This window comes from Pantoea sp. BJFS-204, from assembly GCF_049310725.1.
GTDB lineage: Bacteria > Pseudomonadota > Gammaproteobacteria > Enterobacterales > Enterobacteriaceae > Pantoea > Pantoea agglomerans.
Window position 1 is genome coordinate 203,843 of sequence record NZ_JBMOWE010000001.1, and the last position, 11,931, is coordinate 215,773.

Annotated in this window: 13 protein-coding genes; 10 read left to right on the forward strand and 3 right to left on the reverse strand. The window is 55.1% G+C overall.

The genetic code is table 11. The features are described 5' to 3' along the window. Positions 1–177: 177 nt before the first annotated feature. The 10 genes from ACO6VX_RS00920 (at position 178) to ACO6VX_RS00965 (ending at position 8,951) form a co-directional block, all read left to right on the forward strand. A complete protein-coding gene (locus tag ACO6VX_RS00920; protein WP_003848834.1) occupies positions 178–603 on the forward strand; it encodes a GNAT family acetyltransferase in 426 nt (141 codons plus the stop codon). Next, positions 593–1,060, forward strand: a complete 468-nt coding sequence (locus ACO6VX_RS00925; RefSeq protein ID WP_010259942.1) for a DUF2919 family protein — start codon at positions 593–595, stop codon at positions 1,058–1,060. The genes ACO6VX_RS00920 and ACO6VX_RS00925 overlap by 11 nt, the downstream gene beginning before the upstream one ends. A 65-nt stretch (positions 1,061–1,125) precedes the next feature. Then, complete coding sequence (locus ACO6VX_RS00930; RefSeq protein ID WP_422457437.1) at positions 1,126–1,743, forward strand: RpoE-regulated lipoprotein; 618 nt, start codon at positions 1,126–1,128, stop codon at positions 1,741–1,743. Between the two features lie 253 nt (positions 1,744–1,996). Then, positions 1,997–3,013 carry a sulfate ABC transporter substrate-binding protein gene (locus tag ACO6VX_RS00935; RefSeq protein ID WP_033772378.1) on the forward strand — a complete coding sequence of 339 codons (1,017 nt, stop codon included), beginning with the start codon at positions 1,997–1,999 and terminating at the stop codon, positions 3,011–3,013. Further along, complete coding sequence (gene cysT, locus ACO6VX_RS00940; RefSeq protein WP_010259932.1) at positions 3,013–3,846, forward strand: sulfate/thiosulfate ABC transporter permease CysT; 834 nt, start codon at positions 3,013–3,015, stop codon at positions 3,844–3,846. The genes ACO6VX_RS00935 and cysT overlap by 1 nt, the downstream gene beginning before the upstream one ends. Next, the gene (cysW, locus tag ACO6VX_RS00945) at positions 3,846–4,721 is read left to right on the forward strand and encodes a sulfate/thiosulfate ABC transporter permease CysW (protein ID WP_031590524.1); all 876 of its coding nucleotides are present in this window, start codon (positions 3,846–3,848) and stop codon (positions 4,719–4,721) included. Before cysT ends, cysW begins: the two co-directional genes overlap by 1 nt. Then, positions 4,711–5,799, forward strand: coding sequence for a sulfate/thiosulfate ABC transporter ATP-binding protein CysA (gene cysA / locus ACO6VX_RS00950; RefSeq protein ID WP_010259925.1), 1,089 nt, complete (start codon positions 4,711–4,713; stop codon positions 5,797–5,799). Before cysW ends, cysA begins: the two co-directional genes overlap by 11 nt. Positions 5,800–5,880: 81 nt before the next feature. Beyond that, on the forward strand, positions 5,881–6,765 hold the full coding sequence (gene cysM, locus ACO6VX_RS00955) for a cysteine synthase CysM (RefSeq protein ID WP_033772372.1): 885 nt from the start codon (positions 5,881–5,883) through the stop codon (positions 6,763–6,765). A 168-nt stretch (positions 6,766–6,933) separates the two neighbouring features. Continuing rightward, positions 6,934–7,614: a response regulator transcription factor gene (locus tag ACO6VX_RS00960; RefSeq protein WP_010671364.1), complete on the forward strand. Its 681-nt coding sequence runs from the start codon at positions 6,934–6,936 to the stop codon at positions 7,612–7,614. Beyond that, positions 7,611–8,951, forward strand: coding sequence for an ATP-binding protein (locus ACO6VX_RS00965; RefSeq protein ID WP_163640796.1), 1,341 nt, complete (start codon positions 7,611–7,613; stop codon positions 8,949–8,951). The genes ACO6VX_RS00960 and ACO6VX_RS00965 overlap by 4 nt, the downstream gene beginning before the upstream one ends. Before the next feature lie 61 nt (positions 8,952–9,012). On the opposite strand, the gene crr is transcribed toward ACO6VX_RS00965, so the two are convergent. The 3 genes from crr to ptsH form a co-directional block, all read right to left on the reverse strand. Further along, positions 9,013–9,513, reverse strand: a complete 501-nt coding sequence (gene crr / locus ACO6VX_RS00970) for a PTS glucose transporter subunit IIA (protein WP_010259911.1) — start codon at positions 9,511–9,513, stop codon at positions 9,013–9,015. Positions 9,514–9,555: 42 nt separating this feature from the next. Further along, entirely contained in the window at positions 9,556–11,283 is a 1,728-nt protein-coding gene (gene ptsI, locus ACO6VX_RS00975; protein ID WP_010259908.1) for a phosphoenolpyruvate-protein phosphotransferase PtsI, read from the reverse strand. A 161-nt stretch (positions 11,284–11,444) separates the two neighbouring features. Continuing rightward, a complete protein-coding gene (gene ptsH, locus ACO6VX_RS00980; RefSeq protein ID WP_003848868.1) occupies positions 11,445–11,702 on the reverse strand; it encodes a phosphocarrier protein Hpr in 258 nt (85 codons plus the stop codon). Positions 11,703–11,931: the final 229 nt, after the last annotated feature.

Genomic DNA, 11,931 nt, shown 5'->3' on the forward strand with positions numbered 1-11,931 from the left:
TGTTATAGCCTAAGGGACTGCTGCCTGCGATCACAGAACCATTTCAGGGCATTACTTTGTATTGCAGGTCGCGAACAGTAAATTTGCGCTTTTTTATTTGTCGCCCGTCATGGAGGGTTGCGTGCGGCAGAGAATGCGTGATAATCAGCAAATTGTGCTTATTTGCAGGTAAAGAAGATGGAAATCCGCGCCTTCCGCCAGGAAGATTTTGAAGAAGTGATCACCTTATGGGAACGTTGCGATTTGTTACGGCCATGGAACGATCCGGAGCTGGATATCGAACGCAAAATGAATCACGACCCCGATCTCTTTCTGGTCGCTGAAGTGGGCGGCGTAGTCGTTGGCACACTGATGGGCGGCTATGATGGCCATCGCGGCGCGGCTTACTATCTGGCCGTGCATCCCGACTATCAGGGACGCGGCTTTGCGAATGCGTTGATGAACCGTCTGGAGAAGAAGCTTATCGCGCGCGGCTGTCCGAAACTGCATCTGATGATCCGCGAAGAGAATGATCAGGTGGTGGCGTTCTATGAGAAGCTTGATTATGAGCCGGTCGATGCGCTGCTGTTTGGTAAACGTCTGATCGAAGATCGTGAATACTAAGCCGTCACCGGGCTATCTGCCGGACGAGTATGACGCCAGAGGGCAGCTGCGGCTGCCGTTTCTTTTTTGGCTGATCCTGTTACTCCAGGCACGGACCTGGCTGCTGCTGGTGATGGCCGGGGCGTCTCGGCAGCAGGGCAACGATCTGCTGGCGCTGTTCTATCCGGATCGTCAGGCGTTCTGGATCGGTCTTGCGCTGGGTTTACCGGCGCTGGCGGGCCTGCTGCTGACCGGGTATCGCACCCGCCTGCCGCGACTCTGGCAGCACTGGCGCAGCGTGCTGGCGCTGTCGCTGCTGGTGAATCTGCTCTGGCAGGGAATGCAGTTTGTGCAGGGCGATCTGCTCACCTCACCGCTGCCATTGCTGCTGACGCTCTTTGACCTGCTGGCGCTGATCTGGCTGCAATCCAGCCGCCGCTGTCGCGACTGCTTTCTGCCCGAACATCATCTTCACTAAACTTTTTGTCGCTTTGCGACTCCAATCAGTTCCGCCTTTCCGGCATCGCATTTACAGGAGTTCTCATGAAAGCTGTTCGTTCCACGCTACTGATCGCCGCCGTTGTACTGAGCGGCTGTGCCAGTTCGGGTTCCGGCGCTGACAGCAGCCAGCAGGCAAGCTGGTGGAATCCGCTGACGTATCATTGGTCTTCGGCGCTGCCGTGGAACTGGTTCGGTTCCTCGCTGACCGCGACTGAACAGGGTGTGGGTGGGTTAACTGCCTCGACCGCCATGAAAGAGGACGCGATTAATGCCGGACTGAACGGTGACTATAGCCTGCGTCAGGGCATGCGCAGCCAGAATGGTCAGGTGGTCTCTTTCTGGCAGGCGCTGGATGATGGCAACGTTAAGCTGGTTATTTACGGGCAGTCGCAGGTCGAACGTATTGAGGTCATGGACAGCGCAATCGCCAGCAGTGATGGCAGCAAAGTGGGTGATGTCTTCAGTAATAAGTTCAGCAAAGCCTTCGACAACTGCACCTTAGCCAGCGGCACCGATGCGCGTGACGTGGCATGCCGTGCGCTTGGCAGTCAGCATCTGACCTATGTTTATCATGGTGACTGGCATGGACCGGGGGGATTAATGCCCTCGGACGATACGCTGAAAAGCTGGAAAATCAGCAAGATTGTCTGGCAGCGTTAATTCCTCGTCTTCAGCGCGCCGCCCGTCAGGCGGCCGCTGAGCCTCCCAAAACCTTTGCCGGCGCGCACGGCACGGGGTTCCTCCTACCTATCGGCTTTTGCTGATTTCTGCATAAACAGTGCCGTCGTCTTATGCTTTTTTCGACTTTGAAATCATCAAACGATATATAAAACCGTTACTGGTTTTCACTGAGTTATAAATAAACTGGTGCCTCAGCGGGTGAGATCCGCATCAAACTTTTTCAGGGTGCCAAATGACATTACAAGCGATGAAAAAAATCGTGAGCGGTATCGCGTTGTCGCTGAGCCTGGCCGGCGCAGCCAATGCCACTGAACTCCTCAATAGCTCTTACGATGTTTCGCGGGAGCTGTTTGTCGCCCTGAATGCTCCCTTCGTTAAACAGTGGGATGCCAGCCATCCCAGCGATCCACTGACCATTAAGATGTCGCACGCCGGTTCATCGAAGCAGGCGCTGGCAATCCTGCAGGGACTGCGCGCGGATGTCGTCACGTACAATCAGGTTACGGATGTGCAGGTGCTGCACGATAAAGGCAACCTGATTGCCGCAGACTGGAAAAGCCGTCTGCCGAATAACAGCTCGCCTTTCTACTCCACCATGGCGTTTCTGGTGCGCAAAGGAAATCCAAAACAGATTCACGACTGGTCAGATTTGACCCGCAGTGATGTGAAGCTGATTTTCCCGAATCCGAAAACCTCTGGGAATGGCCGCTATACCTATCTGGCCGCCTGGGGCGCAGCAGATAAAGCGGACGGGGGCGATCAGGCCAAAACCCGTGCTTTTATGACGCAATTCCTGAAAAACGTTGAAGTGTTCGACACCGGCGGTCGCGGTGCGACCACGACCTTTGCTGAGCGTGGCCTGGGCGACGTATTAATTAGCTTTGAGTCCGAAGTGAATAACATCCGCAACCAGTACGGCAAAGATGAGTATGAAGTGGTGGTGCCGAAAACCAACATTCTGGCGGAGTTTCCGGTGGCATGGGTGGATAAAAACGTCGCCACCAATAAAACCGCTGATGCGGCCAGCGCTTATCTGAACTATCTCTATACGCCTGAAGCGCAGAATATTATTACTCACTACTACTATCGCGTGAACAATGCACAGCTGATGGCGGAGCAGAAAGATCGCTTCCCGCAGACCAACCTGTTCCGGGTGGAAGAGGCGTTTGGCGGCTGGGATAAGGTAATGAAGACGCACTTCGTCAGCGGCGGTGAGCTCGATAAGTTGTTAGCGGCGGGGCGCGGATAATGTTTGCAGCCAGCCAGAAACGCGTATTGCCCGGCTTTGGTCTCAGCCTGGGCACCAGCCTGCTCTTTACCTGTCTGATCCTGCTGCTGCCTATCAGCGCGGTGATCATGCAGCTGTCGCAGATGACGCTGCAACAGTACTGGGATGTGGTGACCAATCCGCAGCTGATTGCCGCCTATAAAGTAACGCTGCTCTCTGCAGGCGTCGCCTCACTGTTTAATGCGGTGTTCGGCATGCTGATGGCATGGATCCTGACCCGTTACCGTTTTCCGGGCCGGACGCTGCTGGATGGCCTGATGGATCTGCCGTTTGCACTGCCTACGGCGGTGGCGGGTCTGACCCTGGCCGGACTCTTTTCGGTCAACGGCTGGTATGGACAGTGGTTCGCTCAGTTCGACATCAAAATTTCCTACACCTGGATTGGTATCGCCATCGCCATGGCCTTTACCAGCATTCCGTTTGTGGTGCGTACCGTACAGCCGGTGCTGGAAGAGTTAGGTCCGGAGTATGAAGAGGCGGCTGAAACGCTGGGTGCCACGCCATGGCAGAGCTTCCGCCGCGTCGTGTTGCCGGAAGTGGCACCGGCGCTGCTGGCCGGGACTGCGCTCTCCTTTACCCGCAGCCTGGGTGAATTTGGTGCGGTGATCTTTATTGCCGGTAACATCGCCTGGAAAACGGAAGTCACCTCACTGATGATTTTTGTCCGGCTGCAGGAGTTCGACTATCCGGCGGCCAGCGCCATCGCCTCGGTGATCCTGGCGGCATCGCTGATTCTGTTATTTGCGATTAACACATTACAGAGCCGCTTTGGCCGTCGTCTGGGAGGTCACTAATGGCTGAGGTTTCACAAATTAATCACGCTGCTCGTCAGCCAGTGAACTGGGGCAAGTGGCTGCTGATTGGTATCGGCGCGCTGATCTCGATTCTGCTGCTGGTGGTGCCGATGGCCTCCATCTTCTGGGAAGCGCTGAATCAGGGGCTGATTGTCGCCCTCAGCAATCTGGCAGACCCGGACATGCTGCACGCCATCTGGCTGACCGTGATGGTAGCGCTGATCACCGTACCGGTTAACCTGGTGTTCGGCACGCTGCTCGCCTGGCTGGTGACGCGCTTTACCTTCCCGGGTCGTCAGTTGCTGCTGACCCTGTTTGATATTCCTTTTGCCGTGTCGCCGGTCGTGGCCGGTCTGATGTATCTGCTGTTCTGGGGCGTTAATGGCCCGGCCGGCGGCTGGCTGGATGCGCATAACATCCAGATTATGTTTGCCTGGCCTGGCATGGTGCTGGCGACGGTGTTTGTGACCTGTCCGTTTGTGGTGCGCGAACTGGTCCCGGTGATGCTGAGTCAGGGCAGTCACGAAGATGAAGCGGCGGTGCTGCTGGGCGCCTCTGGCTGGCAGATGTTCCGCCGCGTAACGCTGCCGAACATTCGCTGGGCGCTGCTGTATGGCATCGTGCTGACCAACGCCCGTGCGATTGGTGAATTTGGTGCGGTCTCGGTGGTATCGGGATCGATTCGCGGTGAGACCTACACGTTACCGCTTCAGGTTGAATTATTGCATCAGGACTACAACACCGTTGGCGCGTTTACCGCGGCTGCCCTGTTAACCCTGATGGCAATTGTGACGCTGTTTCTGAAAAGCATTGTGCAGTGGCGTTTAGAGCAACAGCACAAACGCCTGCAACAGGAGGGAAATCATGAGCATTGAGATTAACAAGATCAACAAATCCTTTGGTCGCACATCGGTGCTGAACGATATCTCTCTGGATATTGCCTCGGGTGAAATGGTGGCGCTGCTTGGCCCATCAGGCTCGGGTAAAACCACGCTGCTGCGCATCATTGCCGGGCTGGAGCATCAGAACAGCGGTCACATCCGTTTTCATGGCAACGATGTCAGCCGCCTGCATGCGCGCGATCGTCAGGTCGGTTTTGTCTTCCAGCACTACGCGCTGTTCCGTCATATGACGGTATTCGACAACATCGCCTTTGGCCTGACCGTGCTGCCACGTCGTGAGCGTCCTTCAACGGCGGAGATCAAACAGCGTGTTACCCGTCTGCTGGAGATGGTGCAGCTGGCTCATCTGGCGAATCGCTTCCCGGCACAGCTGTCGGGCGGCCAGAAACAGCGTGTGGCGCTGGCGCGTGCGTTAGCGGTTGAACCACAGATTCTGCTGCTGGACGAACCCTTTGGCGCGCTGGATGCTCAGGTGCGTAAAGAGCTGCGCCGCTGGCTGCGTCAGCTGCATGAAGAGCTGAAATTTACCAGCGTGTTTGTCACCCACGACCAGGAAGAGGCGATGGAAGTCGCGGATCGCGTGGTGGTGATGAGCCAGGGCAACATTGAACAGGTCGGCACGCCAGATGATGTGTGGCGCGATCCGGCAACCCGTTTTGTGCTGGAATTCCTGGGTGAAGTGAACCGCTTTGATGGCGAGATTCAGGGATCACAGTTCCACGTTGGCGCGCACCACTGGCCGCTGGGCTATACCTCGGCCCACCAGGGCGCGGTTGAGCTGTTCCTGCGTCCGTGGGAAATCGACGTGTCACGCCGCAGCAGTCTGGAAACCCCGCTGCCGGTACAGGTACTGGAAGTGAGCCCGCGTGGACACTTCTGGCAGCTGGTCGTCCAGCCTGCTGGCTGGCAAAGCGAGCCGGTCTCGGTGGTGTTTGAAGGTGAGCAGACAGCGCCGATTCGCGGCGAGCGTCTGTTTGTTGGCTTACAGCAGGCGCGTCTCTATAAGGGCGATACGCCACTGCGCGCAGTTGCCTTTGCACAGAGCGCCTGATATTTTCTCTTCAACACCGGGCGGGAGTGACACTCCCGCCTTTTTTTCGCATCTGGTTTGTAAGATGCCAGGAACCGCACCGTGACGACTCTCGAAAATACCATCGGCAATACCCCGCTGATTAAGTTGCAGCGCCTGACGCCCGCCAACGGCAGTGAGGTCTGGCTCAAGCTGGAAGGCAATAATCCGGCAGGTTCGGTAAAAGATCGCGCGGCCTGGTCGATGATCAATCAGGCAGAGCTGCGTGGTGATATTTCACCTGGCGATCAGCTGATTGAAGCTACCAGCGGCAACACCGGGATTGCGCTGGCGATGATCGCGGCGATGAAAGGCTACCGACTTCGCCTGCTGATGCCCGACAACATGAGTCAGGAGCGGCAGGACGCGATGCGCGCCTATGGCGCAGAGTTAATCCTGGTGCCACGTGAACAGGGCATGGAGGGCGCACGCGATCTGGCGCAGGCGATGGCGGCGCGCGGTGAAGGCCGGGTGCTGGACCAGTTTAATAATCCCGATAATCCGCTGGGTCACTATCAGACCACCGGCCCGGAATTGTGGCAGCAGTCGAACCAGCGCATGACCCATTTTGTCTCCAGCATGGGCACCACCGGCACCATTACCGGCGTGGGGCGTTATCTGAAAGAGCTCAACACGGGCGTGCAGGTGATCGGTTTGCAGCCCAGCGAAGGCAGCAGTATTCCAGGCATTCGTCGCTGGCCGCTGGCCTATCTGCCGGGGATCTACCGTCCCGATCTGGTCGATGATGTAATGGATATGACGCAAAAGGAAGCGGAAGAGACGATGCGCGCGCTGGCACGCCGTGAAGGCATTTTCTGTGGCGTCAGTTCAGGCGGCGCGGTGGCGGGTGCGCTGCGCATTGCGCAGGCCAATCCTGGCAGCGTGGTGGTGGCGATCGCCTGCGATCGCGGTGACCGTTATCTCTCTACCGGACTCTATCATCAGTAACCTCTGCCAATGCGGAATCAGGCCTGTGCGTGCATTTACTGCCCACAGGCCTTTTTTTAACCCCAATTTTCGGTGCCAGACAGACTGAATCTGTAAGGATCGCGTAAATCAGGCTGCGCGAATGTTCAGCACAGGACAAAATAGCGGCAATTCTCCAGAGAGATAACCATGAAAATTTTGCTTGTTGATGATGATGTTGAATTAGGCACGATGTTAAGCCAGTACCTGATCGGGGAAGGGTTTGATGCCCAGCTGGTTCTGACCGGCAGCGCCGGCGTGCAGGGCGCGTTATCGGGAGAGTTCACCGCCATGATTCTGGACATTATGCTGCCCGACATGAGCGGCATTGATGTGTTGCGTCAGGTGCGCCAGAACAGCCGGATACCGGTGATTATGCTGACCGCCAAAGGCGATAATATTGATCGCGTGATCGGTCTGGAGATGGGCGCGGATGACTATATGCCCAAGCCCTGCTATCCCCGTGAACTGGTGGCGCGTCTGCGCGCCGTATTACGCCGTTTCGAAGAGCAGGCGCCACAGCCAGACGCCAGAGAGCCGCTGCGCTGGGGAGAGCTGATGCTTAATCCCGCCACCCGCATCAGCGAATGGCAGGGTAAAACCTTTGATCTGACGGCGTCGGAATTTAATCTGCTGGATCTGCTGCTGCGTGCGCCGGACAGAGTGGTGTCAAAAGATGAGCTCTCCGAAAAGGGACTCGGTCGTCCGCGTGAAGCCTATGACCGCAGCGTCGATGTGCATATCAGTAACATTCGTCAGAAGCTCAGTGCATTAACCGCTGACAGCATCAACATCGAAACCGTTCGCAGCATCGGCTACCGTATTCGATGAAGCAGAGTTACCGTGGACGCATGTTCTGGAAGATCTTTATCGGCTTCTGGATCGTTTTCGTCATTATGAGCCAGCTTATCTGGCTCGGCTTTACGCTCTCCGGTAAACGGCATGAACCGCCTGAACTCGTGGCTATCCGTCGTATTGTGGATCTGCAGATGACCTCCGCCGCGTCAGTGCTGGAGCGGGGCGGGCCTGATGCGCTGAATGCGATGCTCTCGGACTGGGATAACAGCGACCGGCAGTTCTTCCACGTCACCCAACATACAAAACCGTCACAATCAGAAAACAGCGGCAACCTGGATATCAGAGGGCGTTTTCCTGAAGAGGTGGTGCGCTGGGTTCGCGGCGCGGATGGCAAAGCCTATCAGCTGCGCTACGACCTGGATGGCATGCGTAAAGACAGCACGCTGAACATGATGCCGCGAAAATTTCTGAATATTCCTGAGCCGATGTTTGTCTTCGCCGGTTCGGTGGGATTGCTGTTCAGTCTGCTTCTGGCCTGGAATCTGACGCGACCTATGCGTCAGCTGCGGGAAGGATTTTCCCGCGTGGCTGAGGGCGATTTAAGCGTGCGGCTGTTTCCGATCATGCGTAAGCGCCACGACGAGATCTCAAACGTCGCTGAAGCCTTTGACGCTATGGTCGAGCGGCTCGATACCCTGGTGCGCGCCCGTGAAGAACTGTTGCATGATATCTCACATGAGCTTCGTTCACCGCTGGCGCGACTGCAGCTGGCGACCGGGCTGGCCAGACAGACGCCAGAAAGTGTGAACAGTTCGCTTGATCGCATTGATGAAGAGGCGCGTCGGCTGGACAAGATGATCGGTGAACTGCTGACACTGTCGCGGGCTGAGCATGAAAGCATCCCGGATGAGCAATATTTTGATCTGACCGGCTTGCTGCAGGCGGTTATTACCGATGTCCGTTATGAAGCGCAGATCCCAGGCGTGCAGGTAGAGTTGCAGGTCGACGATCGCGCTGATTACACCGTGCGAGGCAATGCAGAGCTGATACGGCGCGGAGCAGAGAATGTATTACGCAATGCGCTGCGCTTCTCTCAGCCAGGGCAGCGGATTGATGTTCATCTGCGCGCAGAACAGCAGTGGCTGGTGATTCAGGTGCGCGATCAGGGGCCGGGTGTCGATGAGGATAAGCTCTCCAGCATCTTTGACCCGTTTGTGCGGGTGAATTCGCCGCTGATGGGCAAAGGTTATGGTCTGGGACTGGCTATCGTGCGCAAGGTGGTGCTGGCGCATCATGGTGAGGTCGAGGCAAGAAACCGGCCAGAAGGCGGACTGGAACTGACGCTGCGTCTGCCGCACTGGCAGCCCTGAACAGGCATACAGCAGAAACGATAACGGCACCCGCGGGTGCCGTTATGTTATGAACGAATGCTTACTTTCTGATGCGAATCACCGGCGTTTCGCCGACGGTGACCTGGCCAGTCAGCTTAATCAATTCCTTGATTTCATCCATGTTGGAGATGACAACCGGTGTCAGGGTTGATTTCGCTTTCTCTTCCAGCAACGGCAGGTCAAACTCGATAACCACGTCGCCTTTTTTGACCTTCTGGCCTTCTTCAGCGATGCGTTTGAAGCCTTCACCTTTCAGTTCTACCGTATCGATACCGAAGTGGACGAACAGCTCAATGCCATTGTCTGATTCGATCGAAAAAGCGTGATTGGTTTCAAAAATCTTACCGATAGTGCCATCAACAGGAGCAACCATTTTGTTGCCGCTGGGCTTGATCGCAATACCGTCGCCCACGATTTTTTCTGCAAACACCACATCTGGTACGTCTTCAATGTTCACGATTTCGCCTGACAGAGGCGCTACGATATCAATTGTCCCAGCGCTATCCGTTTTTTCGCCAAAAAGTTTAGAAAACAAACCCATGATCTTCTCCTAAGCAGTAATTTGGGGCCAGCATCATGCGGATTAGCAGAGCGTTTTTTCCTTAATGAACTTGTTTACCAGGTTCATTAAATCTTCCGCTGTCGGTTGAGCCAGTGCCTGCTCCGCCAATGCCTTCGCATCTTCAAAATTAGTATTACGAATGATTTTCTTGATGCCAGGGATAGAAATGGCACTCATGCTGAACTCGTCCAGCCCCATTCCCAGTAACAGTAGTGTAGCACGTTCATCACCTGCCAGCTCACCACACATGCCGGTCCATTTACCTTCAGCGTGAGATGCATCAATGACTTGCTTGATTAAGTTAAGCACAGACGGCGCCATTGGGTTGTACAGGTGCGAGATCAAATCATTACCACGATCGACCGCCAGAGTATACTGCGTCAGATCGTTTGTCCCAATACTGAAGAAGTCGACTTCCTTCGCCAGATGATGAGCAATCACGGCTGAAGCCGGGGTTTCCACCATGATGCCGACTTCGATGCTCTCATCAAAGGCTTTACCTTCTTCACGCAACTGCGCTTTCAGCAGTTCCAGCTCCGCTTTCAGGCTGCGTACTTCTTCAACCGAAATAATCATCGGGAACATGATGCGCAGTTTACCGAAAGAGGAGGCGCGCAGAATGGCACGCAGCTGCGCATGCAGAATCTCTTTGCGGTCCATGGCGATACGGATAGCGCGCCAGCCGAGGAACGGGTTCTCTTCTTTTGGCAGGTTCATGTAAGGCAGATCTTTGTCGCCGCCGATGTCCATGGTACGCACGATAACGGCCTGTGAACCCATGGCTTCAGCGACGGCTTTGTACGCCTGGAACTGCTCTTCTTCGCTTGGCAGTGAGTCACGATCCATAAACAGGAATTCGGTGCGGTAGAGACCCACGCCTTCAGCGCCGTTACGTTCAGCACCGGCGATATCGCGCACAGTACCGATGTTGGCGCAGACTTCAACCTGATGACCATCCAGCGTAACGGCTGGCAGATCTTTCAGCTTAGCTAATTCATGTTTTTCCGACAGATACTGGTTCTGTACGGCTTTCAGCTCTTCCTGAATCGCTTCTGAAGGATTGACGTGAATCGCATTGTTAACGCCATCCAGAATCAGGAAATCGCCATTTTTAACCGTGACGGTCACATTGCCGGTACCGACAATGGCTGGGATCTCCAGCGAGCGCGCCATGATTGAGGTATGTGAGGTACGGCCACCCAGATCGGTGATAAAGCCCAGCACCTTCTTCAGGTTCAGCTGTGCGGTTTCTGACGGCGTTAAATCTTTTGCCACCAGAATGGATTCGTCCGGAATAGCGCTCAGGTCAACGATATGCAGACCGAGGATGTTTTGCAGCAGACGCTTACCGATGTCACGTACGTCAGCCGCACGCTCTTTCAGATATTCGTCATCTAACTCCTCCAGTGCTTTCGCCTGGCCATCGATGACCGAGTAAGCAGCAGCATCGGCAGAAGCGTGATCTTTTTTGATCAGGTCGATGATTTCCTGCTCCAGCTCTTCATCTTCCAGCAACATAATGTGGCCTTCGAAGATTGCTGCTTTCTCTTCACCGAGGGTTTCACCCGCTTTGACGCGAATCGCTTCCAGTTGTAATGCCGCTTTGCTGCGGCCATCGAGGAAGCGCTGAACTTCCTGCTCAACCTGGTCATCAGAAATTTTCTTGCGGTTGATGACGATCTCGTCTTCTTTCAGCAGCAGTGCTTTGCCGAAAGCGATACCTGGTGATGCTAAAATGCCTGAAATCATAACGCTACCTTTTAATCACGATGGCTGATGGGACTCTGTGCGGTGCCATTGTCGCGGGACACGTACTCTACGAAAGCAATAACGCGGACAGGTTGTCCGCGATCAAGATGTTTGCACTCAATGGCGCAGAGGAGTCGATTTGCTGGAGAGCTGAGCGGAGATTACTCCAGTTCAGCCATCAGTTTGACCAGATGCTCAACTGCTTTCTGCTCGTCTTCACCTTCCGCGGAAAGGGTCACAACCGTTCCCTGGGTTAAACCCAGTGTCTGCAGCTTGAACAGGCTCTTCGCGCTCGCTGATTTACCGTTAGAGGTCACGGTAATTTCTGACTGGAAAGCTTTGGCTTCTTTAACGAATTGCGCAGCTGGGCGAGTGTGCAGACCGTTTGGTGCAGTAATGGTAACTTCTTGCTGGAACATTCTATTTCCCCAACGTTATCAGGATGAGTGTTATGGATCTAAAGTCTAGCCTGGAGCCTTTACTTTAGCCTGTGTAGGTGCGCGGGTATAGCTTCATGCTGACCAAAGACGCGCATGCGTCAAATCTACAGTCCGTTGCGTCTCAAAACCGATTCTACACGTCACCGGTTAATTATGCCGTGATTCGCCGTTTCACTGAATCCGTAAATCGATTCAGCTTGATCCACTT

Coding starts and splice junctions, on each gene's coding strand:
- ACO6VX_RS00920 (WP_003848834.1), top strand. CDS start 178: ATGGAAATCCGCGCCTTCCGCCAGGAAGATTTTGAAGAAGTGATCACC.
- ACO6VX_RS00930 (WP_422457437.1), top strand. CDS start 1,126: ATGAAAGCTGTTCGTTCCACGCTACTGATCGCCGCCGTTGTACTGAGC.
- ACO6VX_RS00935 (WP_033772378.1), top strand. CDS start 1,997: ATGACATTACAAGCGATGAAAAAAATCGTGAGCGGTATCGCGTTGTCG.
- cysT (WP_010259932.1), top strand. CDS start 3,013: ATGTTTGCAGCCAGCCAGAAACGCGTATTGCCCGGCTTTGGTCTCAGC.
- cysW (WP_031590524.1), top strand. CDS start 3,846: ATGGCTGAGGTTTCACAAATTAATCACGCTGCTCGTCAGCCAGTGAAC.
- cysA (WP_010259925.1), top strand. CDS start 4,711: ATGAGCATTGAGATTAACAAGATCAACAAATCCTTTGGTCGCACATCG.
- ACO6VX_RS00960 (WP_010671364.1), top strand. CDS start 6,934: ATGAAAATTTTGCTTGTTGATGATGATGTTGAATTAGGCACGATGTTA.
- ACO6VX_RS00965 (WP_163640796.1), top strand. CDS start 7,611: ATGAAGCAGAGTTACCGTGGACGCATGTTCTGGAAGATCTTTATCGGC.
- crr (WP_010259911.1), bottom strand. CDS start 9,513: ATGGGTTTGTTTTCTAAACTTTTTGGCGAAAAAACGGATAGCGCTGGG.
- ptsI (WP_010259908.1), bottom strand. CDS start 11,283: ATGATTTCAGGCATTTTAGCATCACCAGGTATCGCTTTCGGCAAAGCA.
- ptsH (WP_003848868.1), bottom strand. CDS start 11,702: ATGTTCCAGCAAGAAGTTACCATTACTGCACCAAACGGTCTGCACACT.